The 23,988-nt window shown below is 62.8% G+C and carries 23 protein-coding genes, 1 tRNA gene and 1 pseudogene; 11 read left to right on the top strand and 14 right to left on the bottom strand.

What is annotated here, in order from left to right:
• Positions 1-70 precede the first annotated feature (70 nt).
• Positions 71-940, top strand: coding sequence for an endonuclease/exonuclease/phosphatase family protein (locus tag HGP13_RS05760; protein WP_172222611.1), 870 nt, complete (start codon positions 71-73; stop codon positions 938-940).
• Between the two features lie 7 nt (positions 941-947).
• Here the strand turns inward: HGP13_RS05760 and HGP13_RS05755 are convergent, their stop codons facing one another.
• The 4 genes from HGP13_RS05755 to HGP13_RS05740 all read right to left on the bottom strand — a co-directional run bounded on the left by HGP13_RS05755 (position 948) and on the right by HGP13_RS05740 (position 3,259).
• The gene (locus tag HGP13_RS05755; RefSeq protein WP_172222609.1) at positions 948-1,481 is read right to left on the bottom strand and encodes a GNAT family protein; all 534 of its coding nucleotides are present in this window, start codon (positions 1,479-1,481) and stop codon (positions 948-950) included.
• Positions 1,482-1,502: 21 nt separating this feature from the next.
• Positions 1,503-2,090: a GNAT family protein gene (locus HGP13_RS05750; protein ID WP_172222607.1), complete on the bottom strand. Its 588-nt coding sequence runs from the start codon at positions 2,088-2,090 to the stop codon at positions 1,503-1,505.
• A 117-nt stretch (positions 2,091-2,207) separates the two neighbouring features.
• Positions 2,208-2,477, bottom strand: a complete 270-nt coding sequence (gene rpmA / locus HGP13_RS05745) for a 50S ribosomal protein L27 (RefSeq protein ID WP_095771984.1) — start codon at positions 2,475-2,477, stop codon at positions 2,208-2,210.
• A gap of 98 nt (positions 2,478-2,575) precedes the next feature.
• A complete protein-coding gene (locus HGP13_RS05740) occupies positions 2,576-3,259 on the bottom strand; it encodes a 50S ribosomal protein L21 (protein WP_172222605.1) in 684 nt (227 codons plus the stop codon).
• A 244-nt stretch (positions 3,260-3,503) separates the two neighbouring features.
• On the opposite strand from HGP13_RS05740, the gene HGP13_RS05735 reads away from it, so the two are divergent.
• Together HGP13_RS05735 and HGP13_RS05730 are read left to right on the top strand one after the other, a co-directional pair.
• Positions 3,504-4,598 carry a serine hydrolase domain-containing protein gene (locus tag HGP13_RS05735; RefSeq protein ID WP_172222603.1) on the top strand — a complete coding sequence of 365 codons (1,095 nt, stop codon included), beginning with the start codon at positions 3,504-3,506 and terminating at the stop codon, positions 4,596-4,598.
• Between the two features lie 125 nt (positions 4,599-4,723).
• Positions 4,724-4,813, top strand: a tRNA-Ser gene (locus tag HGP13_RS05730).
• A 179-nt stretch (positions 4,814-4,992) separates the two neighbouring features.
• Here the strand turns inward: HGP13_RS05730 and HGP13_RS05720 are convergent.
• Positions 4,993-5,883, bottom strand: a complete 891-nt coding sequence (locus HGP13_RS05720; protein ID WP_172222598.1) for a LysR family transcriptional regulator — start codon at positions 5,881-5,883, stop codon at positions 4,993-4,995.
• A 111-nt stretch (positions 5,884-5,994) separates the two neighbouring features.
• On the opposite strand from HGP13_RS05720, the pseudogene HGP13_RS05715 reads away from it, so the two are divergent.
• From HGP13_RS05715 to HGP13_RS05690, 6 genes and pseudogenes are all read left to right on the top strand, one after another.
• Positions 5,995-6,708, top strand: a pseudogene (locus tag HGP13_RS05715) (SDR family oxidoreductase).
• Complete coding sequence (locus HGP13_RS05710) at positions 6,708-7,025, top strand: Atu4866 domain-containing protein (RefSeq protein WP_172222595.1); 318 nt, start codon at positions 6,708-6,710, stop codon at positions 7,023-7,025. The pseudogene HGP13_RS05715 and the gene HGP13_RS05710 overlap by 1 nt, the downstream one beginning before the upstream one ends.
• Before the next feature lie 160 nt (positions 7,026-7,185).
• Positions 7,186-8,028 carry a transporter substrate-binding domain-containing protein gene (locus HGP13_RS05705; protein ID WP_246707293.1) on the top strand — a complete coding sequence of 281 codons (843 nt, stop codon included), beginning with the start codon at positions 7,186-7,188 and terminating at the stop codon, positions 8,026-8,028.
• A 143-nt stretch (positions 8,029-8,171) separates the two neighbouring features.
• The gene (locus HGP13_RS05700) at positions 8,172-8,918 is read left to right on the top strand and encodes an ABC transporter permease subunit (protein ID WP_210266343.1); all 747 of its coding nucleotides are present in this window, start codon (positions 8,172-8,174) and stop codon (positions 8,916-8,918) included.
• Positions 8,919-8,927: 9 nt separating this feature from the next.
• A complete protein-coding gene (locus HGP13_RS05695) occupies positions 8,928-9,659 on the top strand; it encodes an ABC transporter permease (protein WP_172222590.1) in 732 nt (243 codons plus the stop codon).
• A complete protein-coding gene (locus tag HGP13_RS05690) occupies positions 9,659-10,474 on the top strand; it encodes an ATP-binding cassette domain-containing protein (protein WP_172222588.1) in 816 nt (271 codons plus the stop codon). The genes HGP13_RS05695 and HGP13_RS05690 overlap by 1 nt, the downstream gene beginning before the upstream one ends.
• Positions 10,475-10,495: 21 nt before the next feature.
• On the opposite strand, the gene recQ is transcribed toward HGP13_RS05690, so the two are convergent.
• Positions 10,496-12,331 (bottom strand): DNA helicase RecQ, encoded by a 1,836-nt coding sequence (gene recQ / locus HGP13_RS05685; RefSeq protein ID WP_172222585.1) that lies wholly within the window; start codon positions 12,329-12,331, stop codon positions 10,496-10,498.
• 253 nt (positions 12,332-12,584) lie between these two features.
• Between recQ and HGP13_RS05680 the strand changes: the two genes are divergently transcribed.
• Positions 12,585-14,006 (top strand): coniferyl aldehyde dehydrogenase, encoded by a 1,422-nt coding sequence (locus tag HGP13_RS05680; protein ID WP_172222582.1) that lies wholly within the window; start codon positions 12,585-12,587, stop codon positions 14,004-14,006.
• 183 nt (positions 14,007-14,189) lie between these two features.
• On the opposite strand, the gene HGP13_RS05675 is transcribed toward HGP13_RS05680, so the two are convergent.
• A complete protein-coding gene (locus HGP13_RS05675) occupies positions 14,190-14,528 on the bottom strand; it encodes a cupin domain-containing protein (RefSeq protein WP_172222580.1) in 339 nt (112 codons plus the stop codon).
• 46 nt (positions 14,529-14,574) lie between these two features.
• A complete protein-coding gene (gene uxaC, locus HGP13_RS05670; RefSeq protein WP_172222577.1) occupies positions 14,575-15,984 on the bottom strand; it encodes a glucuronate isomerase in 1,410 nt (469 codons plus the stop codon).
• Positions 15,985-16,138: 154 nt separating this feature from the next.
• Here uxaC and HGP13_RS05665 point away from each other — a divergent pair, with 154 nt between their 5' ends.
• Positions 16,139-17,641, top strand: coding sequence for a mannitol dehydrogenase family protein (locus HGP13_RS05665; protein ID WP_172222575.1), 1,503 nt, complete (start codon positions 16,139-16,141; stop codon positions 17,639-17,641).
• A 27-nt stretch (positions 17,642-17,668) separates the two neighbouring features.
• On the opposite strand, the gene lepB is transcribed toward HGP13_RS05665, so the two are convergent.
• From lepB to HGP13_RS05635, 6 genes are all read right to left on the bottom strand, one after another.
• Positions 17,669-18,409 carry a signal peptidase I gene (lepB, locus tag HGP13_RS05660; RefSeq protein ID WP_172234619.1) on the bottom strand — a complete coding sequence of 247 codons (741 nt, stop codon included), beginning with the start codon at positions 18,407-18,409 and terminating at the stop codon, positions 17,669-17,671.
• 324 nt (positions 18,410-18,733) lie between these two features.
• A complete protein-coding gene (locus HGP13_RS05655) occupies positions 18,734-19,141 on the bottom strand; it encodes a F0F1 ATP synthase subunit epsilon (RefSeq protein WP_172222572.1) in 408 nt (135 codons plus the stop codon).
• A gap of 60 nt (positions 19,142-19,201) precedes the next feature.
• Complete coding sequence (gene atpD / locus HGP13_RS05650) at positions 19,202-20,794, bottom strand: F0F1 ATP synthase subunit beta (protein WP_172222569.1); 1,593 nt, start codon at positions 20,792-20,794, stop codon at positions 19,202-19,204.
• 70 nt (positions 20,795-20,864) lie between these two features.
• On the bottom strand, positions 20,865-21,749 hold the full coding sequence (locus tag HGP13_RS05645; protein ID WP_027043027.1) for a F0F1 ATP synthase subunit gamma: 885 nt from the start codon (positions 21,747-21,749) through the stop codon (positions 20,865-20,867).
• A gap of 32 nt (positions 21,750-21,781) precedes the next feature.
• The gene (atpA, locus tag HGP13_RS05640) at positions 21,782-23,311 is read right to left on the bottom strand and encodes a F0F1 ATP synthase subunit alpha (protein ID WP_172222567.1); all 1,530 of its coding nucleotides are present in this window, start codon (positions 23,309-23,311) and stop codon (positions 21,782-21,784) included.
• Positions 23,311-23,871 carry a F0F1 ATP synthase subunit delta gene (locus tag HGP13_RS05635; protein ID WP_172222564.1) on the bottom strand — a complete coding sequence of 187 codons (561 nt, stop codon included), beginning with the start codon at positions 23,869-23,871 and terminating at the stop codon, positions 23,311-23,313. Before HGP13_RS05635 ends, atpA begins: the two co-directional genes overlap by 1 nt.
• Positions 23,872-23,988: the final 117 nt, after the last annotated feature.

The raw sequence follows: 23,988 nt of genomic DNA, 5'->3' as shown, positions 1-23,988 counted from the left end.
CCAAGGCGCGGCGAAGGGCGAGGCCGTTTTATGACGATGGCCGCTTGGGGTCGGCCGGAGGAATATCGGTATGAAGCTTGTAACCTACAACATCCAGTACGGCATCGGTCTTGATGGGCACTACGATGTCGGGCGCATCGCTGATGCCGTGCGCGGCGCCGACGTGATCGCGCTGCAGGAGGTCACCCGCAACAATCCGCGAAACGGCGGCCGTGACATGGTCGCCGAGATCGGCGAGGCGCTGCCCGACTATTTCGCCGTCTATGGCAGCAATTTCGAGGCCAATATCGGCTCGCGCATCGAGAACGGCCGCGCCATCACCACGACCTTCCAGCTCGGCAACATGATGCTGTCGAAAACGCCCATTCATCTGTCGCGCAACCTGCTTTTGCCGCGCAGCCGCAGCTTCGAGATGATGAACTTCCAGCGCGGCGCGCTGGAAGCGCTGATCGAGACGCCGCTTGGCTTCATCCGCTTCTATTCCATCCATCTCGATCACCGCAGCCCGGTCGAACGCGCCAGCCAGATCCAGTTCCTGCGCCAACGCCTGTTGAACTATGCGCTTGAGGGCGGCGCGCTATCTGGCGTCGCCGAGATCGGCCTGCCGGAATTGCCGCATCCCGAGGCGTTTGTCGCCTTGGGCGATTTCAACATGCTGGCCGGCTCGCCCGAATATGTCGAACTCGCCGGCCGGCCGGACCACCAATTCGGCATGCCGCTGACTGCCGACTTCGCCGTCGATGCCGCCGTGCGCCTTGATGTCGCCGGCGACGATCTCGTCAGCTGGGTCGACCCCAAGGACCCCGCCAACGCCAGCCGCCACAAGCGCATCGACTACGTCTTCACCAGCGCTTCGCTTGCCAGATCGCTGCAGCGCCTGTGGGTCGACCAGAAGGCAACCGGTTCGGACCATCTCCCGGTGTGGGTCGAACTGGGCTGATGGCTCTTCATCCGGCTGCGTTTTTGCGTTCGACGATCGCCATCATGATCGTATCGCCGTATTGTCCGTCGATACAGATAGCGTCGCTCTGCACACCTTCCCTGACAAACCCGACTTTGTCATAGAGAGCGATGGCGCGGGCATTGTCGGCATGTACGAAAAGCTCGATACGGACAAAGCCGTCCTTGCGCGCTTGCGCCACGGTTGCATCGATGAGCTTCCGTCCAAGGCCACGCCCCCGATAAGACGGGACAATGCCCATCCCAAGCGCGCCGCGATGAGCGTGTATGGGCCGATCATGGCGAGTGATGTCGCACCAGCCGACAACCTCGCCACGAACAGCTGCTACATAGCCTGGATCGCCTCTTGCTACACGGTCCATCACAAATCTTCTGGCTTGATCCAGCGGTGGCGCCTCCAGAAAGGACAAGTACTTTCGCTCACGCGAAACGACATCGAGCGCGCTATGAAAGCTTTCGATATGCTCCGGTGCGAACGGCACGATCTCGACCGATTCAATATCGCTGCTGTCCTCAACCATTGGCTTCACCGGCGCCATGCATCAAAAATGAATCCAGTTCCGCAGGCTGGTCCACGTCTTCCTGTCGAGCCTGTAGCGCTCCACAGGCACCTGGCCGGCGACGATCGAGTTCAGCATGCCCTGGCCGGCATACTGGAAGCCGCACTTGTGGATCACCCGGCGCGAGGCCGGATTGATGACCCGCGTCGAGGCATGCAGCACCTGGATCGATGTCTTCTGGAAGGCGAGGTCGACCAGCGCGTGCGCAGCTTCGGTCGCATAGCCGCGCTTCCAGTGGGGTTCGCCGATCCAGTAGCCGAGCTCCAGCCCGCGATCGGTGGTGTTGAGCCCCGCGCAGCCGACGAAGGTGTCGGTGCCGGCCAGCGTCAGCGCATAGACGATGCCGGCGCGGCGCGACTTGGTCATGGCCAGGAAGGCGCGCGCCTCGGCCTCGCCATAGGGGTGCGGCATGCGCGCCAGCATTTCGGCGACATGACGGTTGTCGGCAAGCTCGACCAGTTGCGCGATGTCGCTTTCGCGCGGCGCCCGCATCACCAGCCGCTCGGTGACCACCACCGGGCAGTCTATCGCGTAACTTTCGTCTTCTGAGTCTTCCGCTTCGGCAACCATTTGAAGTCCTCCAGGCAAAGAAAAAGGGAGATGGAAACCCATCTCCCTTGATCCTTTTCCTGGCTTTGCCAGACACCGGTCCCCGAGATGGGCGCCGGTGTTCTAGTGCGGAACCGGCTACTCCGCGGCTTTGGCAATCGGGTTGACCGATACGTAGGTTCGGCCGTTGGCTTTTTTGTTGAACGTCACGGCGCCGGATTCGAGCGCGAAAAGGGTGTGGTCCGTGCCCATGCCGACATTGACGCCGGGATGCCAGGTCGTGCCGCGTTGACGAATGATGATATTGCCCGGGATGACGGCCTCGCCGCCGAACTTCTTCACGCCCAGACGCTTGGAATGCGAGTCGCGACCGTTGCGCGACGAGCCGCCAGCTTTCTTGTGTGCCATCTAACTAACTCCGTTGCGCCGCAAGGCGCCTAAAAGGCTTTATGAACGCGTTCGCGTTCCGTTTCAAGTCCGATCCGGCGGATGTTTCGCCGGAAAAATTACTTCTTCGCCAGTTCCTTGGCCTGTTCGCGCCAGTCCTTGATCTGGTCGGCGCTGAACGGCATGTGCTCGTCTATCTTGGCGACATCCTTGTCGGTCAGCTTGGCGAGCTGCGCGAAGGTGATGATGCCCTGCTCGGCGAGATCCTTGGCGGCGACCGGGCCGATACCCTTGATCACGGTCAGATCGTCTGGCTCGCCCTTCGGCGCCTTGAACAGCGGTGCGGCGGCCGTCTCGGCCGTCACTTCTGCCTTGGGGGCAGCTTCCTTCTTGGCCTTCGCCTCCTTCGGCGCGGCATCGGCCGTCGCCTCGGCAGCAACCTCAGCCTTGGCTTCCGCCTTCACGGCGGCCTTCTTGGCGGGCTTGGCGCCACCCAGCAGGATCTCGGCGATCCGCACGGTGGTCAGAAGCTGGCGATGGCCGATCTTGCGGCGCGAATTCTGACGGCGGCGCTTCTTGAAAGCGATGACCGTGCGGTTCTTGCCCTGCTCGACGACTTCGGCGGTGACCAGAGCGCCATCGACGAACGGCGCACCGAACGTGACATTCTCGCCCTCGCCATGCGCGAGCACGTGGCCGATCTCGACGATATCGCCGACATTGGCTTCGACTTTTTCGATCTTCAGGAGATCGTTGGCGGCAACGCGATACTGCTTACCGCCCGTTTTAATGACTGCGAACATTTTTTGCCTTTCGCTGTTCGGTCGGCCTTGATGAACCGCCTGAGGCGGTTCGGCCGTCTTTTTGTCAGTCTGCGGGTTCAAAAAACAAGCGGCGTGGAAGAACCCTCCACGCCGATTGCGCGCTGTCCCTAACCGAAGGTTGCGTGGGAGTCAAGGCAAACAGCCGTTGCCGAGACTGTTATTGGCCGGCGAAGACCGAGCGTGTCAACATGGCCTGAGCGTTTTGCCGTCGGGGGAGGCGAGGATGCGTTGCTGGCCGGGACTTTGCTTCTGTTTGATGCTGCTGGCATGGCAGCCCGCTTTGTCGGCGCCGAGCCCCGTTGCTGAAAGCGTCGACGGCGCCGTCACGGCATGGATGAAGACCTATCACATCTCCGATGCGGAAGTTGCCGTCGCCCTGCACCAGAATATTGTCGGCTCCTACGACCATGGCTGGAAACCGACCGAGCGGCACCCGATCGCCAGCCTGTCGAAAGCCATCACCGGCGTCTGCATCGCAGGCCTGGTCGACGATAAGCGCCTGGCAATGACGGATACGCTGGACAGCGTGCTTGTCGGCTATTTCAAGCGCAACAACGGCGCCAACGCGCCGAAGGATCCCCGTTTTACCGCGATTACCATCGATGAATTGCTCACCCATCGCGCTGGCCTGACGAAAAACGCTTTCGATGACAAGAACGACCATTCTGTCAGCGCCTCGTTCAAGACGGCGACGCAGACCATGCTCGATTTCGCGCCCGGCAGCACGATCTCCTACAGCGACAGCGGCTACCTCATCCTGGGCTACATCGCACAGGTGTTCGGCAACCAGGCCTATGGCACAGTTTGCGGCAAGGTCTTCACCAGGCTTGGCATGCCGGCCAATGCCGGCGTGATTGACGATACGCTTGTGGCGCGGGCACCGAATGGCGGCTGGGATATCTCGGCGCAGGATTACGCAAAGTTCCTCTATTCCTTCGACAAGCAGTCCGGGGTTCTCGGCCCGGTGACCAGCCAATGGCTAGACGCGCAGCCGGGCGATGCGGGCTATGCCAAGGGCCAGAAATCGCCGCCGACCCAGGCGCCCTGCCCGCGCTTCCCAGGCAAGCCGGCCTACGCTCTCGGCGTCTGCATGAAGCATACCGCGCTCGGCACCCAGTACTACCATGACGGGTTGCTGCACCATCACATGCCCGACTACCCCAAGACCGGTGGCTCGTTCTTCTTCGTCAACGAGGCCGGCTATGCCGCCGTGGTGATCTTTTCCGGCGAGAACGACGGCAAGGCGTATGGCGCCCTGGAGAAATCGGTGATCGCGGTGATGACCGCCAAAGCCGCCTATGCCGTGCCGGGCCAATGAGCGGCAAACACCGCCTTGAAACCGCTGCTTGTCCAGCGCGCCAAGTATCGGTGGATTTGGCCTTGTAACCTGCCCGTTCAGCCGTTATCTAGTGCGCCGCGCCGGCAACGGCCGACCATGACCGCGGAGAGGTGGCAGAGTGGTCGAATGCACCGCACTCGAAATGCGGCATGGGTGCAAGCCCATCGGGGGTTCGAATCCCTCCCTCTCCGCCACTCTACGCCCTGCGGGCTTCGGGTGGCAGGCCACCCGAAAACGCAATCGGGCGTGGGAGTGTCGCCCGAAGCTACGAAGTAGCGTAGGGGACCATGTGGTGCGTGTATTTCCTAGGGTTCCGTAACAGCGATATCTATGTCGGGTCGACAAACGACCTCCGACGCCGGCTTGAATCGCATCATTTCCAGTGCCTCAAATACTCAACCAGCGCGCGCAATTTTGGCACGGCGTTCCGCCGGCTCGGATAATAGAGATAGAAACCGGCAAAGCGCGCGCAGTAGTCATCGAGGATCGGAACCAGTTCCCCCCGATCGATGAAGGGCCGAAAACTCTCTTCCATGCCGAAGGTGATGCCGGCACCGGCCACGGCCAGCTTGATCATCAGTGCCATGTCGTTGGTGGTGATTTCAGGCGCGACGGCGACGCTGAAATCCTTGCCGTTCTCAGTGAATTCCCAGCGGTAGGGAACCGCCCTGGGTGAAGGCCGCCATCCGATGCAGCGATGCCCGGCGAGGTCGGCGGGATGCGCGGGCATGCCGAAGCGGTCGCGATAGGAAGGCGAACAGACCGTCAGCTGCCGTTCGTCGCCGGCGACCGGCACCGCGATCATGTCCTGTTCGATGACCTCTCCCAGCCTGACACCCGCATCATAGCCTTCGGCAACGATGTCGAATTCCTCGTCTGTCACCGTGACGTCGAGCTGGATTTCGCGATTGGCCTCGGTGAAGCCGGCGAGAAACGGCCCCGACAGGAAGCGCTCGGCGATCGAGGAGACGGCCAGACGCAACTGCCCGCGCGGCCGGTCGCGCCATTGCTCGGTGAGGCTGAGCGCCAAGCGCATGTCGGCGATGGCCGGCGCCACATCTTCGTAGAGCTGCTCTCCCGCCTCGGTCAGGCTGACGCTGCGCGTCGTTCGCGAAATCAGCGCGATGCCGAGGTTTTCCTCCAGCCGCCGGATCGTCTGGCTGACGGCCGAGCGGCTGACGCCAAGCCGTTCGCCCGCCGCCCGGAAACTGCGTTCCTCGGCGACGAGCGCGAACACCGAAAGCATATTGAGATCTGATACCATCGGTTAGTTCAGCTTACCATCGTGGCAACAATTAGAAGTCTTATCGCGACAATGGCCGGAAGATACATTCCTGGCAATCTTGATCCCATTGAAGACGAAAGGATTTTTGCAATGGCACTCGATAAGGTCGTTCTCATCACCGGGGCTTCCAGCGGGATCGGTTCCGGCGTTGCGCGAGAGCTCGGGGCTGCCGGCGCCAGGCTGATGCTGGGCGCACGCCGCACCGACAGGCGGACGAGATCCGGGTGAAGGGCGGGCAAGTGATGACCCGCAGGCTCGACGTGACCGACCGGGCCGATGTCGCCGCCTTCGCGGAAGCCGCTCGCCAGGCCTGGGGGCAGGTCGACGTCATCGTCAACAATGCCGGCATCATGCCGCTGTCGCTGATGGCATCGATGAAGGTCGACGAGCGGGACCGCATGGTCGACGTCAACATCAAGGGCGTGCTGCACGGCATCGCCGCCGTGCTGCCGCAGATGACGGCGCGCGGAGCCGGCCACATCATCAACATGGCATCCGTGGGGGCGCTGACGGTGTCGCCGACAGCCGCCGTCTACTGCGCCACCAAATATGCGGTGCGGGCGATCTCCGATGGCCTGCGGCAGGAGCGGAACGACATTCGCGTCACCTGTATCCATCCCCGCGTGGTTGACAGCGAACTGGCTGACACGATCACCGACAACATTGCCGCCGAGGCCATGGACCTGCCGCGCGATCGCGCTGCAACCAGATGCGATCGGCCGTGCCGTGCGCTTTGCCATCGAGCAGCCGGAGGATGTCGACGTCAGCGAGATCGTCGTGCGTCCGACGCGGGCCGCGCACTGATGCATGGAGCGACCATCGTCGCGTCGCTCTTGATGACGCTCATAGGCTCCGCAAACACAGAGGACCAGATGACCAACCAGACCCATCCCTATGTCGGCATGTGGGTTACCGCCGACCGCAACATCCGCCACGAACTCCTGGCCAATGGCCGCTATGTCGAGGCCCGGGGCGAACGCGAGCGCGCCTATCTCGGGCGCTATGTCGTGACCGGCAACCATATCGAATATTGGGACGACACGGGCTTTACCGCCGACGGCGACTTCATCGACGGCGTGCTGCATCACGCCGGCATGATCCTTTGCCGGGTTGGCAAGTAGGGCCGCGGCCAAACAGCATATGCCCCTCGTCCTTGCGTCCATCGGTTCACGTTACGAGGAGCAGCTCCATGCAGCAGAAAACAACACTTGTCGGGGAATTGGGGCTGGGCTAAGCAATTGGTATCTGAGGGTTCCAAGAACAAAAATGGGAGAAAGTGCCGTGACATCATCACGTTGGATTGCGCTTGCCGCACTAGCGCTGACCTGTTCTACACCGGCGTTGGCCAAGGACTGGAAGACCGTGACGGTTGCCATGGAGGGCTCCTACGCCCCGTGGAACCAGACCGATGCCAGCGGCAAGATCGTCGGCTTCGAGGTGGACATCCTCAACGACGTCTGCGCCCGCGCGAAGCTCGAATGCAAGATCCAGGCTCAGGACTGGGACGGCGTTATTCCCGGCCTGACCGCCGGCAAGTTCGACATCGTCATGGACGGCATGTCGATCACCGATGAACGCCTGAAGACCATCGACTTCTCGATCCCCTATGCCTCATCGCCGGTGGCTTTCCTTGCCGACAAGAATGGGCCGCTGGCGCAGCTGTCCAACAGCGGCAAGATGATCGACCTTTCCAAGGACGACGCCGACTCCAAGGCAGCGCTCGACACGCTGCGCAAGGAACTCACCGGCAAGAATGTCGGCCTGCAGGTCTCGACCACTGAGGCGACGTTTGCCGACAAATATCTCAAGGATGTCGCCAACGTCCATGAATACAAGACCACCGACGAGCATGATCTCGACCTGATGGCCGGGCGCCTCGACGTCGCCTTCGCCGACACCACCTACTTCCTCGGCACGCTGGCCAAGCCCGACGCCAAGGACCTGGAATTCGTCGGGCCGCAGTTCAAGGGCGGCCCGATTCTCGGGCCAGGCATCGGTGCCGCCTTCCGCAAGACCGACAAGGACCTGCAGGATATCTACAACAAGGCGCTCAAGGCCGCTCTCGATGACGGCTCGGTGTCGAAATACTCGATGCAGTGGTTCAAGATCGACATCACCAAGTAATGTCGCGAAGGGAGCAGCCAAGGCTGCTCCCTTTTTGCATTGAGTGCATGTCGCCCGAAAGTGCCTGGTGGTTTCGGGAAAACGACAAGCACCGAAGCAAGGCGACCCGTCGACGCATCATCTCGACGCCCGGGGAGGCGTAGGTGGAGTTTCTCAACAGTCTCAAGGATCAACTGTCGACGGCCTATGAGCTGTTGGCAGCCGGCTGGGGCTTGCAGCTGCTCTGGGGCATTGGCTGGACCCTGGCGGTTACCGTCGTTTCGATGATGATCGGCGCCATGCTGGGATCGCTCGTGGCGGCGGCCAAGCTTTCGCATCGCGTCGGACTGAGATTTATCGGCGAGAGCTACACGACCGTATTCCGCGGTGAGCCGGAGCTTTTGATCATCTACCTTTTCTACTATGGCGGCACGCAGATCCTGACAGGCGTGGCGAGGTCCACGGGATCGATCGGTTCGACCGACATTTTGAACATGCCGAGCTTCCTCGGCGGCGTACTCGCGGTCGGCATCATTTCCGGCGCCTATCAGGCCGAGGTCTTCCGAGGCTCGTTTCTGGCTATCCAGCGCGGCGAGCTGGAAGCGGCGCGCGCCTACGGCATGTCGGCCTTCCTGCGTTTTCGCCTCGTGATCATGCCTCAGGTGCTGCGCCTGGCGGTGCCGGGGCTGGGCAATGTGTGGCAGCTGACCATCAAGGATTCGGCTTTGATCTCGGTCACCGGCGTCGCCGAGCTTATGCTGACGGCGAACAAGGCCGCGCGTTCAACACACCATTCGCTGCTTTTCTACACGGTCGCCGGCATCCTCTACCTCGTGATGACGTCGATCTCGACGCCGATCTTCGACAAGGCCGAGCGCTACACCTCCCGCAGCTTTCTGCGTCCGAAGTAAGAGGTGGCGGTGGATTACGACTTCTACCTTTCGACCATGTGGAGCGTGCTGAAGGCACTGCCGCTGACGCTTGAAATCTGGTTCTTCGGCATAGCCTTCGGCCTGATCATCGCCACCGGCCTGACGTGGCTGCGGGCCTCGGGCTCCAAATCCGGCGAGTATTTCACCCGCGCCTATGTCTTCGTCTTCCGTGGGTCGCCGCTGCTGGTGCAGCTCTATCTGATCTATTTCGGACTTTCCCAGTTCGATTTTGTGCGCCACAGCCCGATCCTGTGGCCGATCCTGCGCGATCCCATGTATTGTACGATCGTCGCGATGGCCTTGAACACCGCCGCCTATGAGAGCGAGATTTTCCGCGGCGCACTCCGGGCCGTGCCGGTCGGGCAGATCGAGGCGGCCAAGGCCTTCGGCATGTCCGCGTTTACACGGTTCCGCATCGTGACGTTGCCCATCGCGCTGCGGCTGGCCTTGCCGGCCTATTCGACCGAGATCATCCTGATGACGAAGGCGACCGCGCTCGCTTCCGTGGTCACGATCATGGAAATGATGGGAACGGCACAGAAGATTCAGCACGACACGTTCCGGCCGATCGAGGTGCTGACTTGCGCCGGTGTCATCTATCTGCTGCTCAACCTGTCGATCGCGCGACTGTTTGCCTGGGTCGAATACCGGCTTTCACCGCATCTGCGCCCCGCGCCCGATCAGTCCCAGCAGATCAAGCCAGTCCCGGAGGTGTTGTGATGTCGGCAAGTCTTGCCGCGGCCGCGAGTGCGGAACCGTCCTCCGACGAGGCGCCAGCCATCAGCGTCAAGGATATGCGCAAGTGCTTTGGCAATCACGAGGTGCTCAAGGGCATCTCGCTCGAGGCCCACAAGGGCGACGTCATTTCCATCCTCGGCTCGTCCGGTTCGGGCAAAAGCACCTTGTTGCGCTGTATCAATCTGCTGGAGACCCCGGACTCCGGCGAAGTGCGTGTGGATGGTGAACTTATCAAGATGAAGCCGGGACGGGACGGCAATCAGGTGCCGGCCGATATCCGTCAGGTGGAGCGAATCCGCGCCAACCTCGCCATGGTGTTCCAGAGCTTCAACCTCTGGTCGCACATGACCGTACTCGAGAACCTGGTCGCGGCCCCGACGCATGTGCTGAAGCGTCCCCGGGCGGAGTGCCTGGAGCAGGCCGAGGCATTGCTGAAGCGCGTGGGGATATGGGAGCGTCGCAACTACTATCCCCCTCACATGTCGGGCGGCCAGCAACAGCGCGCCGCGATCGCGCGAGCGCTGGCGATGAACCCCAAGGTGATGCTGTTTGACGAGCCGACATCCGCTCTCGATCCAGAACTGGTCGGCGAGGTGCTGCGGGTCATGCGCTCGCTGGCGGAGGAAGGGCGCACCATGCTGGTGGTAACGCACGAAATGAGTTTTGCCCGCGACGTATCGAGCAAAGTGATGTTCCTTCACAAGGGCGAGGTGGATTGCCTGGGTGAACCAAAGGAGATGTTCGCGCGCCCCTCCACTCAGCAATTCGGGCAGTTCATCGCGAATTTCAACAAGTGACGTGAACCGTGAAACGCTTCTTCAGCTCAATTGGCCGGATTGATGCGCCGCAATGGCGCTCAGAAAAATCTTCCCGAACTCCTTGAGCTTCGCCCCTCCGACGCCATTCACTTTGGCGAAGGCGTCGAGGTCGCGCGGACAGCGTTCGGCCATGTCGATCAGCGTGCGGTCGGAAAACACCACATAGGCCGGCACCTGGCGCTCCTTGGCCAGACGCAGGCGAAGTGTCTTGAGCGTCGCCAGCAGCGAAGCATCGACGCCTTCGGCACCCGAACCCTCGGCCGCGCGCATCTTGCGCAAGGCGCGGCTGCGCATCTCGACACGGTAGTGGAACGGTACCTCGCCACGGCCAAGCGCGTGGCCTTTTTCGGCGATGGCGAGGCCACCATGGCCGCTCGGATCGGGCTCCAGGAACCCGTTCGCGACCAGTTGCCGGATCAGCGACAGCCAGAGATCCTTCTTGTGCGCCGCGCCGCTGCCGAAGCTGGCGAGCGCTTGGTGGCCGCGGGCGAGGATCTTTTCGGTCTCATGGCCAAGCAGGATGTCGATGACATGGGCGGCGCCGAAGCGCTCGCCGCTCTGCGCGACGGCCGCCAGGATGATGCGCGCCTCGGCAGCGCCATCGGCACGCGGCACCTGGTCGACGCAATTGTCGCAATTGCCGCAAGGCTCGGCTTCCTCGCCGAAATAGCCAAGCAGCACCTGGCGCCGGCATTGTGCCGTCTCGCAATAGCCGATCAGCGTATCGAGCCGGCGATGCGCGCGCTTCTTGTGCTCCACCGCTGCATCCTCGTCATCGATGAACAGCCGACGCATGCGGATATCGCCAAGACCGTAGAGCATATGCGCCTCCGCATTGCGCCCGTCACGGCCGGCGCGGCCGATCTCCTGGTAATAGGCCTCAAGGCTGCCCGGCATGTCGGTGTGGAAGACATAGGCGACGTCGGGCTTGTCGATGCCCATGCCGAAGGCAATGGTCGCCACCATGACGACGCCCGACAGCGTCATGAAAGCGTTTTGATTCGCCTCTCGCGCCTCCTTGCTCATGCCGGCATGGTAGGCGAGCGCGGTGACGCCATTTTTCTCGAGGAAGGCCGCCATCTCCTCCGTCTTCTTGCGCGACAGGCAGTAGACGATGCCGCTTTTGCCGGCATGGCGTTCGATGAAACACAGCAATTGCCGCTTGCTGTCCTGCTTGGATTCGATCGCCAGCTTGATGTTGGGCCGGTCGAAACCCAGCACCAGCGTCTCGACCTGCTCGGCGAACAGCCGGGTAGCGATGTCGCTGCGCGTGCTCTCGTCCGCCGTCGCCGTCACCGCGATGATCGGCACGTTGGGGAAGATGTGCCGCAACCGCGACAGATCCTCATATTCGGGCCGGAACGCCGGTCCCCATTGCGAGATGCAATGCGCCTCGTCGACGGCGATCAGGCTGACGTCGAGCCTCGAGAGCGCCTCGAGCATACGCTCGGTCATCAGCCGCTCCGGCGCCAGATAAAGCAGCCGCGTCTGGCCTGATGCCACGCGGCGCCAGGCGGCGACATTGGCCTCGCGGTCGATAGAGGAATTGATCGTATCGGCGCCAACGCCCGCCAGCCGCAAGGCGGCAACCTGGCCCTGCATCAGCGCCACCAGCGGCGACACGACGAGGGTGAGCCCGCCCAGAACCAGCGCCGGGACCTGGTAGCAGAGCGATTTGCCCGCACCGGTCGGCATCACGGCCAACACATGGCGCCCGCCGAGCAGCGCGTCCATGACATCGGCCTGGCCGGGGCGGAAATCGTCGAAGCCGAACACGTCCTTCAGGACGCGCCGCTTGGGATCCTCGGCCCGAAGGCTCGCTGTCTGCGCCGACATCAGACGGACACCGGACTGGAAGCGATTTTGCGTGGATTGGAGAGGATGTGGAAACCGATCAAGAGACTCTCCGCGTGACGCCTTGGAGTAGCGCAGCTATTCTCGGAACACAACCGGAACGGTACGCCATCTTGACGGAGGACTGATTGGCCGTGCCTGGCGAAGGCTCACCTTCCCCTGCGACACCTGCACCCCCGCTGGATTCCTTCACGTGCTAGGATGTAAGCTCAGCCAGACGAGCCAGGGAGGCACGATGCTGCAGGTGAGACAGGACATCCTCGGCGAACGATTCCGCTTGCAGCGCACCGCCTTCGAGAAGCAGGCCTTTCCGGACCTCAGCGTTCGGAAAGACCGCCTGAAGCGCCTGCTGGCGCTGACTGAGCAGGATGAGGCGGAGATCTGCGCCGCGATCAATGCCGACTTCGGCAGCCGCTCGACACACGAGACGCGCCTTGCCGAGCTGTTTGTGGTGCGCGCCGGCATCCGCCACACGCTGTCCCATCTGAAAGGCTGGATGCGGGAGCGTCGCGTCGCCACCACCTTGCCGTTCCTGCCGGGCCGCAATCGCCTGCTGCCGCAGCCGCTTGGTGTCGTCGGTATCGTATCGCCATGGAATTACCCGTTCCAGCTCGCCGTCGCGCCGGTCACGGCAGCGCTCGCCGCCGGCAACCGCGTGCTGGTCAAGCCGTCCGAGCTGACACCGGCTTTCTCGGAGCTGCTCGCAAAACTCGCCAGCGAGCATTTTTCGCCCGACGAGTTGAGCGTCATCATCGGCGATGCCGAGATCGGCAAGGCCTTCGTGTCGATGCCGTTCGATCATCTGCTGTTCACCGGCTCGACCGCGGTCGGTCGCCATGTCGCGGTCGCCGCTGCCGCCAACCTGACCCCGGTTACGCTCGAGCTCGGCGGCAAATCGCCGGCGATCTTCGACCCTTCCTGCGATCTCGATGCGGCAACAGCCAGCATCGCCTACGGCAAGCTGCTCAATGCCGGGCAGACCTGCATCGCGCCGGACTATCTGCTGGTGCCCAAGGGACAGGCCGTTACGGTTGCCGACAAGTTCGCAACCGCAGTGGCGCGGCTCTACCCAACGCTCCGCGACAATCCCGACTATACCGCCATCATCAGCGACCGGCACTTTCAGCGCCTGCGCGCCATGATTGCGGAAGCCCGCGATGCCGGCGCCGATGTCACCGAAATCAACCCGGCCGGCGAAGATCTCGGCACCACGAGCCGCAAACTTTTGCCGACCCTGGTCCGCAACGCCGGACCGGACCTGCGGCTGATGCGTGAGGAGATTTTCGGCCCGGTGCTGCCGATCGTCGAATACGCCACCATCGACGAGGCGATCAGCCATGTGAACCAGGCCGACCGGCCGCTGGCGCTCTACTGGTTCGGCAACGACAGCGGCGCCCGCCAGCGCATCCTGCGCGAGACCGTCGCCGGCGGCGTCACCATCAACGATTGCATGCTGCATCTGGTGCAGGAGAACCAGCCCTTCGGCGGTGTCGGCGCCAGCGGCATGGGCGCCTATCACGGGCAATGGGGGTTCCGCACCTTTAGCAAGGAGAAGCCGGTTTTCATGCAGTCGCGCCTGAGCGCCGGCGCTCTTCTGCGCCCGCCTTACGGCAAGACGTTCGAGCGGCTCTTCGGCCTGCTTCAACGGATCACCTGACCAATCGTCGTGACCTCCGCGCATTAAGTTTATATTCAACATGATCCGGCAGGTTTCCGATCCTGCGGTGTTGTTTTGAGTACCGCGGCGCATGAGCGCCCAGGCAATAAACCCGCGCCTTCCCTGAAGGCGCGGGTTTTTCATTTTCGGAAACGGTTGGGAAATCGGCGGCGGCTCGCGCATTCAGGTGAGAAAATCGGCCCTGTGCGGCGTGAAACTATCCACCAGCCGCCCGGCTTCCAGCGCCTTGACACCATGCAACAGACCGGACGGCACGATGAAGCTGCCTCCGGTCTCGAGAATCTCAGTCCGGCCGTCGATGGTCACCTCGAAACGGCCTTCGGCAACGTAGCTTGACTGGACATGCGGATGCGAATGCAGGGCACCGACACCGCCCTTGTCGAAACCGAATTCGACCAGCATCAGCTCATCGGTAGAGAGGAGAACCCGCCGCCTGTTGCCGTCAGGCGTCTGCGTCCAGTCGCCCTCGCCGGCATGGGCGAAAATCTTTGTCATCGTCATGTCCTCATCGTCGACGGCTGGCCAGCGGCAATCGCGTCGGCATGCATCAGAGCCGATAGGCTTTCTTGGCAAGCGTATAGGCCAACTCCCCTGCCAGCTCATGCGCCTCGTTTTCGCGCAGCCGGTGCTCGGCGACGAGCCGCGCCAGGAAGGCGCAGTCGACGCGACGCGCCACGTCGTGGCGGGCCGCGATCGAGGGAAAGGCGCGGGTGTCGTCGTTGAAGCCGACAGTGTTGTAGAAGCCGGCCGTCTCCGTCGTCATCTCGCGGAAGCGGCGCATGCCTTCCGGACTGTCATGAAACCACCAGGCCGGCCCGAGCTTCAGCGCCGGATAGACGCCAGCCAACGGCGCCAGTTCGCGCGCATAGCTGGTTTCGTCGAGCGTGAAGGCGATGACGGTCAGGTCGCGCTCCAGTCCGACGCAGTCGAGCAACGGCTTCAGCGCCGTTACATAGTCGGTCCGCGTCGGAATATCGAAACCCTTGTCGCGGCCGAATCTCTGGAAAATAGAAGGCGAGTGATTGCGCCAGGAGCCAGGATGGATCTGCATCACGAGCCCGTCGTCCCGGCTCATCTTGGCCATCTCGGTCAGCATCTGGGCGCGGAACAGCTTTCGCTCGCGCTCGTCCTCCGAGCCGTGGCGGATACGGTTGAACAGCTCTTGCGCCGCCGCGTCGGAAAGGTTGGCGGTCTCCGCCGTCGGATGGCCATGGTCGGACGAGGTCGCGCCAAAACTCTTGAAGAAGGCGCGCCGCTGGCGATGCGCGTCGAGATAGCCGGCCCAGCCGCCGGTGTCGCAGCCGGTTATCTCGCCGAGCCTATCGAGATTGGCTGAAAAACCTTCGAAATCGGGATCGACGACCGCGTCCGGCCGATAGGCCGTGATAACGCGGCCCTCCCAGCCGCTGTCGCGGATCATCTTGTGCCATTTGAGATCGTCGAGCGCGCCTTCCGTCGTCGCGATGACCTCGATATTGAAGCGCTCGAACAAGGCGCGCGGCCGGAAATTCTCCCACTGCAGCAGCGTCGCGATCGTGTCGTAGTGGCGATCGGCCGTCTCGGCACTCAATGGCTCGTCGATACCGAACAGATGCGCAAGCACATGGTCGAGCCACAACCGGGTCGGCGTGCCGCGGAAGAGGAAATAATTTTCGGCAAAACGCCGCCAGATGGTCCTGCCGTCGGCCTCGACTGGTGACCCATCGAGAGCAGCAATGCCGAGATCCTCCAGGCGGACACCCTGGCTGGACAGCATGCGGAAGATGTAGTGGTCGGGCACGATGAGCAGTTGCGCCGGATCCGGAAACGGTTCGTTGAGCGCATACCAGCGCGGATCGGTGTGGCCGTGCGGGCTGACGATGGGCAGGTTCTTGATGCCGGCATAGAGGTCGCGGGCAAGCGAGCGCGAATGCGCTTCGGACGGGAACAGCAGGTCCGGATCGGTCAACGCGACCATGGGAAAAGCGGCTCCTTCCAATCTGGATATCGGTACGTTCGGGTTAAAGCGATGTCAATGTGTGCTGGCAAAGCGGCATCCTTGCGGCAAGCGCAAACAGGTGTTACGCCGCCTGTCATCCGCCGCTTCCCAAGCCCTCAGCCCCGGTATCGTGATGACCAGAAGCCATCTGTCCGACGCCACGCTACAAAAGCTGCCCGAGGGGACCAAAATCCCCGCATATGACCGCGACAAGGTTGTATCGGGCATCGTGCATCTCGGCGTCGGTGCCTTTCATCGCGCCCATCAGGCCGCTTATGTCGACGACTGCCTGGCGGCGGGCGAAACGGACTGGGGCATCGTCGGCGTCTCCTTGCGCAGCGCCGACACACGCGACGCGCTGGCGCCGCAGGACGGGCTCTACACGCTGGCGATCCGCAGCAGTGGCGAGGAGGAGCTGCGCGTCATCGGCTCGATCCAGTCGCTGCTGGTGGCGCCGGAAGACCCCGGTGCGGTGCTGGCCGCGCTGACCGATCCGCGCACCCGCATCGTTACGCTGACCATCACCGAGAAGGCCTATCTCAGGGCCGCGGGCGGCGGACTGGACGCCACCCATCCCGACATCATCCACGATCTGGCCAATCCGCAGGCGCCAAAGACCGCGCATGGTTTTCTGACCGAAGCGCTTGCCCGAAGGCTGGCCGCGGGAACACCGCCCTTTACCGTGCTGTGTTGCGACAACCTGCCAGCCAATGGCGCCACACTGCACCGGCTGCTGACCGAATTCGCCGCGTTGCGCGATGCCGGGCTCGGCTCAACGGGCGATGCTAACCTCGCCAACCACATTGCTGATCACGTCGCTTTTCCGTCGAGCATGGTCGACCGCATCGTGCCGGCAACGACCGATGCCGATCGGGAGCGGATTGCTGTCGAACTCGGCGTCGAGGATGCCTGGCCTGTGATGACAGAGCCGTTCTGCCAATGGGTGGTCGAGTACAATTTTCCGGGAGGCAGGCCGGCCTGGGAAAGATTCGGCGTCACCATGGTCCGCGATGTCGGGCCCTTCGAGGACATGAAGCTGAGACTTCTCAACGGATCGCATTCGGCCATCGCCTATCTCGGCCTGCTCAGCGGCCACGCCACGGTCGACCGCGCTTTCGCCGACCCGGCGATCCGACAATTCGTCGATGCATTGTGGGCGGAAGCCATTCCGACTTTGCCGGAGGATGCCGGGCTCGATACATCAGCCTACACAGCCGAGCTTACCGAGCGTTTCTCCAACACTGCGCTCGCCCACCGCACCGCCCAGATCGCCAATGACGGCAGCCAGAAACTGCCACAGCGCATCATCGCATCCGCCATCGAGTGCCTCGAGGCCGGCACTGAGATGGTCCATCTCACGCTGGTGGTTGCCGCCTGGATCGCCGCCTGCGCCGCGCGCGGAAACACCTTGCCCGAAAACCATTTCACCGATCCGCTCGATGCCGCGCTCACGGCGCTTTTGAGCCAACAGCTACCGGCGAACGAAACGGTCACGGCGGTGTTCGACTTGGCCGGCTTCGCCAAGGATCATGCCGAGCGCCAGACGCTGATCGAACTTGTGGCGGTCCATCTCGTTCACCTGCGAAGGGATGGCCCGGCCCTGGCCTTCGCCGCGCTTGGCATAGGAAGCGAGTAGTCGAGTCGGACCCAATGTGGTTTGGGCCTATCTGGCAGCCGAACTGTCCAACGTCTGCCGGGACGCGTAATCCGTGCCTTGCGAATTCCAGAACAATCGCACGGCCTTGCCGACGAGGTTTTCGTAGGGAACGAAGCCTACCGTGAACCGGCTGTCGGAGGCATTGTCTCTGTTGTCGCCCAGCACGAAATAATGGCCTTCCGGCACCTCGAACACGCGCGTATTGTCACCAATCGAGTTGTCCGTCAGGTTGAGAACGAAATGGCTGATGCCCCCCGGCAGGGTCTCCCGTTGAAGCTTGGCTGACCTCTGCTCATACGAGAACGTGCCGGCATCCTCGAGGCCGACGGCCACATCGTTGATGTGAAGCACGCCGTCGACGATCTGAATCCTGTCGCCGGGAAGACCGACGATCCGCTGGATGTAATCCACGCTGGGGTCTGGCGGGAATCTGAACACCACGACATCCCCTCGCTTGGGTTCCGCGCCGAGTATGCGCCCTTCTATCGGCAGCAGATCGAACGGCACGCTGTAACGGCTGTAGCCGTAAGCGAATTTGGAGACGAAGAGATGGTCGCCCTCCTGCAATGTCGGCACCATGCTGCCGGACGGAATCGAAAACAGCTGGAACAGAAACGAACGGATCACCATTGCGGGCACGGGTGAGGAGAAAAAGACCAGCACCAGCACCCAAAACCCGTGCGCATACCATTTGTTCGGCTTGAACCGGGATGTGAAGGGCACGACGAGCGCCACCCACAGGATCATCAAGCCGATGCTTGAAAGGTTGGCCAGCCAGGCAAGATCGACGCCGGGTAAAACCGGAAAACCGATGTAGATGATCACGAGACTGAGGACGCTGACTGCCACCAGGCAGGCGAGCGCCAGCCTGCCAGCGCCAATCCACAGAAACCCACCGAATGGGCCGCCAAAGGCCGACACCAGCGCCGTCGACCACCTAGACCTGGAAGCCGTTTCTCGTTGATCTGTTTCCTGCGCCATCGGCTGTCCCCACGCCAAACCAGCCGAACTGTCCGACAAACAAAAAGCGAGGCAAGGCCCCGCTTTTCATCAAGTCATCTAGGCCGAATTTCAAGCCGGCAGAAGCGCGCCTTCCAGCGTGGTGAGCTGGCTAAGGAACTGCTCCGCCTTGCTGCGCGCCTGGTCGTCTTTGGCATCAGTGGCATCTTCCTTGGCTTCCTGGATGCGGCGGGCGAGATCGGCGCGGTCGACATCCTTGACCGCGACAGCCGATTCCGCCAGCAGCGTGCAGCCGGCCGGGACGATGTCGGCGAAACCGCCGAACACGACATAGCGTTCTTCGCCGCCCGACGCGGTCTTCACCGTGACGACACCCGGCTTGATCGTGGTCATGACCGGCGCGTGATGCGCCATCACGGTCATCTCGCCTTCGGCACCCGGAATGACGACGGATTCGACCTGCTCGGAAACCAGCAGGCGTTCCGGCGAGACCAGTTCGAACTTGAAAGCTTCAGCCATGGTGTCTCACAAACGCTTGGATCGAAAGCAGCGCAGCTGAACCGCGCTGCCGAATGGGTATTAAGCCGCTTCAGCCGCCAGGCGCTGTGCCTTTTCGACCGCTTCCTCGATGCCGCCGACCATGTAGAAGGCCGCTTCCGGCAAGTGATCGTAGTCGCCGTTGCAGAGGCCCTTGAAGCCCTTGATGGTGTCGGCGAGGTCGACCAGCTTGCCCGGCGCGCCGGTGAACACTTCGGCGACGAAGAACGGCTGCGACAGGAAACGCTCGATCTTGCGGGCGCGCGCCACGGTCTGCTTGTCCTCTTCCGACAGCTCGTCCATGCCCAGGATGGCGATGATGTCCTGCAGCGACTTGTAGCGCTGGAGGATCGACTGCACCTGGCGGGCAACGCCGTAATGCTCGTCGCCGACGACCAGCGGGTCGAGCATGCGCGAGGTCGAATCCAGCGGATCCACGGCCGGGTAGATGCCCTTTTCAGCGATGGCGCGGTTGAGCGTCGTCGTCGCGTCAAGGTGAGCGAACGAGGTCGCCGGCGCCGGATCGGTCAAGTCGTCGGCCGGCACGTAGATGGCCTGCACCGAGGTAATCGAACCCTTGGTGGTGGTGGTGATGCGTTCCTGCAGCGCGCCCATGTCGGTGGCGAGCGTCGGCTGATAGCCGACGGCCGACGGGATACGGCCGAGCAGAGCCGACACTTCCGAACCCGCCTGCGTGAAGCGGAAGATGTTGTCGACGAAGAACAGCACGTCCTGGCCCTGGTCGCGGAAATACTCCGCAACGGTCAGGCCGGTCAGGCCGACGCGGGCGCGCGCGCCCGGCGGCTCGTTCATCTGGCCGTACACAAGCGCCGCCTTGGAGCCTTCGCCGCCGCCCTTCTTGTTGACGCCGGATTCGATGAACTCGTGATAGAGATCGTTGCCCTCGCGGGTGCGCTCACCGACGCCGGCGAACACCGAATAACCACCATGAGCCTTGGCGATGTTGTTGATCAGCTCCTGGATCAGCACGGTCTTGCCGACGCCGGCGCCGCCGAACAGGCCGATCTTGCCGCCCTTGGCGTAAGGCGCCAGCAGGTCGAGCACCTTGATGCCGGTGATCAGGATCTGGGCTTCCGTCGACTGCTCGACATAGGTCGGAGCCGGCTGATGGATCGAGCGCATTTCGGTCGCATCGACCGGGCCTTCTTCGTCGACCGGCTCTCCGATGACGTTGATGATGCGGCCGAGCATGCCCGGGCCGACCGGAACGGTGATCGGCGCGCCGGTGTCGCGCACTTCCTGGCCGCGCACCAGACCTTCGGTCGAGTCCATGGCGATGCAGCGCACGGTGTTTTCACCGAGATGCTGGGCCACTTCGAGCACCAGGCGGTTGCCGACATTGGTCGTCTCGAGCGCGTTGAGGATCGCCGGCAGGTGATCGCCGAACTGCACGTCGACGACGGCGCCGATGACCTGGCGGACCTTGCCGACAACGCCGGTTGCCTTGGCGGCAACAGCCGAAGTCTTGGCGGCCGCGGCCTTGGCCGGCGCTGCCGCCGTCTTTGCCGGAGCTGCCTTCGCGGCCGCTGCCGGAGCCTTCGCCTTCGCGGGGGCTGCGGTCTTCGCGGCTGCGGCCTTGGGGGCCGCCGTCTTGGGGGTCGCTGCTTTCGCCATCGTCTTTACCCTTTTTCGTCCTTTGTTTCTCACGCGGTCCGGTCGCGGGTCGATGACCCGCGGACCGCGCCTAGAGCGCTTCGGCGCCCGAAATGATTTCGATCAGTTCCTTGGTGATCTGCGCCTGCCGCTGGCGGTTGTAGGTGATCGACAGCTTGTTGATCATCTCGCCGGCGTTGCGCGTCGCATTGTCCATGGCGCTCATCTTGGCGCCCATTTCACCGGCGGCGTTTTCGAGCAGCGCACGGAAAACCTGCACGGAGATGTTGCGCGGGATGAGGTCGGAGAGGATTTCGCCCGGCTCCGGTTCATACTCGTAGACCGCGTTGCCGCCATCCACCGCCTCGGCTGGAGCCGAAGCCACGCCGGCCGGGATGATCTGCTGCGCGGTCGGGATCTGGCTGATCACCGATTTGAACTGCGAATAGAACAGCGTGCAGATGTCGAAGCCACCCTCGTTGAACAGGTGGATAACTTTCTTGGCGATGGCATCGGCGTTGACGAAACGGAGCGTCTTGACCTCACGCAGATCGACACGGTCGATGATCATCGATGCATAGTCGCGGCGCAGGATGTCGAAACCCTTCTTGCCGACGCAGATGATCTTGACCTGTTTGCCGTCGGCCAAAAGCCGGCGGATGTGGTCGCGGGCAAGACGGGCGATCTGCGAATTGAAACCGCCGCACAGACCGCGTTCGGCGGTGCAGACGACCAGCAGATGCACGTTGTCCTTGCCGGTACCGGTCATCAGCGCCGGGGCATCGCCGCCGCCGCCGATGGCCTGGGTGATGTTGGCCAGCACGGAACCCATGCGCTCCGAATAGGGGCGCGCTGCTTCCGCGGCCTCCTGCGCACGGCGCAGCTTCGCCGCGGCGACCATCTGCATCGCCTTGGTGATCTTCTGCGTCGCCTTGACCGAGGCGATACGGTTACGAAGGTCTTTTAATGAAGGCATGCTTCAAACCTGATCCCGTCTTGTCGCTTCGCTCAGGCGAAGGTCTTGGCGAAAGCGTCGATCTCGGCCTTCAGCTTGGCGCGCAGATCGTCCGACAGTGCCTTTTCCTTGCGGATGGCGTCGAGAACGTCCTTGCCGGCCGCACGCATGTGGCTGAGCAGGCCATGCTCGAACTTGCCGACCTGGTTGACCGGCAGCTTGTCGAGATAGCCATTGACACCGGCGAAGATCACCGCGACCTGCTCTTCCGTCTTCAGCGGCGAGAATTGCGGCTGCTTCAGGAGCTCGGTCAGGCGCGATCCGCGATTGAGCAGGCGCTGCGTGGCGGCGTCGAGATCGGAGCCGAACTGCGCGAAGGCCGCCATTTCGCGGTACTGCGCGAGCTCGCCCTTGATCGAACCGGCAACCTGCTTCATCGCCTTGATCTGCGCGGCCGAACCGACGCGCGACACCGACAGGCCAACGTTCACCGCGGGGCGGATACCCTGGAAGAACAGATTGGTTTCGAGGAAGATCTGGCCGTCGGTGATCGAGATCACGTTGGTCGGGATATAGGCCGACACGTCGTTGGCCTGCGTCTCGATGATCGGCAAAGCGGTCAGCGATCCGCCGCCCAGATCGTCATTGAGCTTGGCGGCGCGCTCGAGCAGGCGTGAGTGCAGGTAGAAAACGTCGCCAGGATAGGCTTCGCGGCCCGGCGGGCGGCGCAGCAGCAGCGACATCTGGCGATACGCGACAGCCTGCTTCGACAGATCGTCGTAGCTGATCAGCGCGTGCATGCCGTTGTCGCGGAAATATTCGCCCATGGTAGCGCCGGCGAACGGCGCCAGGAACTGCATCGGCGCCGGGTCGGAGGCGGTTGCGGCGACGATGATCGAATATTCGAGCGCGCCGCGCTCTTCCAGCACCTTGACGAACTGCGCGACGGTCGAGCGCTTCTGACCGACGGCGACATAAACGCAGTACAGCTTTTCCTTCTCGGGACCGTTGTCGTGCACCGACTTCTGGTTGAGCATGGTGTCGAGGATGATGGCGGTCTTGCCGGTCTGGCGGTCGCCGATGACCAGCTCGCGCTGGCCGCGGCCGACCGGGATCAGCGCATCGATGGCCTTGAGGCCGGTCGACATCGGCTCGTTCACCGACTTGCGCGGGATGATGCCGGGCGCCTTGACGTCGACGCGCTTGCGTTCGGTCGCCTTGATCGGGCCCTTGCCGTCGATCGGGTTGCCGAGCGCGTCGACGACGCGGCCGAGCAGGCCCGGACCGACCGGAACGTCGACGATGGCGCCGGTGCGCTTGACGATGTCGCCTTCCTTGATGTCGCGGTCGGCACCGAAGATGACGACGCCGACATTGTCGGCTTCGAGGTTGAGCGCCATGCCGCGGATGCCGCCGGGGAATTCGACCATCTCGCCGGCCTGGACATTGTCGAGGCCGTAGACGCGGGCGATACCGTCACCGACGGACAGCACCTGTCCAACTTCGGAGACCTCGGCCTCCTTGCCGAAATTCTTGATCTGGTCTTTCAGAATTGCGGAAATTTCCGCGGCGCGGATGTCCATCAGCCGACCTCTTTCAGTGCAAGCTTGAGCGAATTGAGTTTGGTTTTGAGCGACGTATCGATCTGGCGCGAGCCCATCTTGACCACCAGCCCGCCGAGCAGCGACGGATCGACGGTGACGGAGATGGCCACATCCTTGCCGGCAACGCTTTTCAGCGCGGCCTTCAGTTCTGTTTGCTGGGCAGCCGTCAGCTCATGTGCCGACGTGACATCAGCAGTGGCCTCGCCACGCGCCTCGGCAGCAATCTGACGGAACGCCTTGATCATGCCGGGAATGGCGAACAGCCGCCGGTTCTGGGCGACGACGCGCAGGAAATTGCCGGCGAGGCCGGCAATCCCGGCCTTGTCGGCGATCGCAGCGATAGCCTTGGCCTGGTCCTCGCTGGAGAACACCGGGCTGTTGATCAGGCGGGTAAGGTCGGCGCTGCCTTCGAGCATGGCTTCGAAACTGTTGAGGTCGGCCTCGACCTTGGCGACCGAATTTGCCTGCCGCGCGAGTTCGAACAGCGAACCCGCATAGCGTTCTGCAACACCTGAGATTGGCGATGACGATTGAGCCACGGACCGTCTTTTCTCTTGTCTGACAGGCCGCAGATTGTTGGCGCGAGCAAAAACTCTGGCTAAATCTTTGACCTTACTGCATTTTTTCAAGCACGGAGGCGCGGCTTCCGCTATCCC

Origin of the sequence: Mesorhizobium sp. NZP2077, from assembly GCF_013170805.1 — a bacterium.
GTDB lineage: Bacteria > Pseudomonadota > Alphaproteobacteria > Rhizobiales > Rhizobiaceae > Mesorhizobium.
This window is presented reverse-complemented; position numbering and strand designations above follow the sequence as displayed.

Bases quoted from the DNA above. Each gene is read 5' to 3' on its own strand.
- HGP13_RS05760 (WP_172222611.1), top strand. From the start codon at position 71: ATGAAGCTTGTAACCTACAACATCCAGTACGGCATCGGTCTTGATGGG.
- HGP13_RS05755 (WP_172222609.1), bottom strand. From the start codon at position 1,481: ATGGTTGAGGACAGCAGCGATATTGAATCGGTCGAGATCGTGCCGTTC.
- HGP13_RS05750 (WP_172222607.1), bottom strand. From the start codon at position 2,090: ATGGTTGCCGAAGCGGAAGACTCAGAAGACGAAAGTTACGCGATAGAC.
- rpmA (WP_095771984.1), bottom strand. From the start codon at position 2,477: ATGGCACACAAGAAAGCTGGCGGCTCGTCGCGCAACGGTCGCGACTCG.
- HGP13_RS05740 (WP_172222605.1), bottom strand. From the start codon at position 3,259: ATGTTCGCAGTCATTAAAACGGGCGGTAAGCAGTATCGCGTTGCCGCC.
- HGP13_RS05735 (WP_172222603.1), top strand. From the start codon at position 3,504: ATGCGTTGCTGGCCGGGACTTTGCTTCTGTTTGATGCTGCTGGCATGG.
- HGP13_RS05720 (WP_172222598.1), bottom strand. From the start codon at position 5,883: ATGGTATCAGATCTCAATATGCTTTCGGTGTTCGCGCTCGTCGCCGAG.
- HGP13_RS05710 (WP_172222595.1), top strand. From the start codon at position 6,708: ATGCATGGAGCGACCATCGTCGCGTCGCTCTTGATGACGCTCATAGGC.
- HGP13_RS05690 (WP_172222588.1), top strand. From the start codon at position 9,659: ATGTCGGCAAGTCTTGCCGCGGCCGCGAGTGCGGAACCGTCCTCCGAC.
- recQ (WP_172222585.1), bottom strand. From the start codon at position 12,331: ATGTCGGCGCAGACAGCGAGCCTTCGGGCCGAGGATCCCAAGCGGCGC.
- HGP13_RS05680 (WP_172222582.1), top strand. From the start codon at position 12,585: ATGCTGCAGGTGAGACAGGACATCCTCGGCGAACGATTCCGCTTGCAG.
- HGP13_RS05675 (WP_172222580.1), bottom strand. From the start codon at position 14,528: ATGACGATGACAAAGATTTTCGCCCATGCCGGCGAGGGCGACTGGACG.
- uxaC (WP_172222577.1), bottom strand. From the start codon at position 15,984: ATGGTCGCGTTGACCGATCCGGACCTGCTGTTCCCGTCCGAAGCGCAT.
- HGP13_RS05665 (WP_172222575.1), top strand. From the start codon at position 16,139: ATGACCAGAAGCCATCTGTCCGACGCCACGCTACAAAAGCTGCCCGAG.
- lepB (WP_172234619.1), bottom strand. From the start codon at position 18,409: ATGATCCTGTGGGTGGCGCTCGTCGTGCCCTTCACATCCCGGTTCAAG.
- HGP13_RS05655 (WP_172222572.1), bottom strand. From the start codon at position 19,141: ATGGCTGAAGCTTTCAAGTTCGAACTGGTCTCGCCGGAACGCCTGCTG.
- atpD (WP_172222569.1), bottom strand. From the start codon at position 20,794: ATGGCGAAAGCAGCGACCCCCAAGACGGCGGCCCCCAAGGCCGCAGCC.
- HGP13_RS05645 (WP_027043027.1), bottom strand. From the start codon at position 21,749: ATGCCTTCATTAAAAGACCTTCGTAACCGTATCGCCTCGGTCAAGGCG.
- atpA (WP_172222567.1), bottom strand. From the start codon at position 23,311: ATGGACATCCGCGCCGCGGAAATTTCCGCAATTCTGAAAGACCAGATC.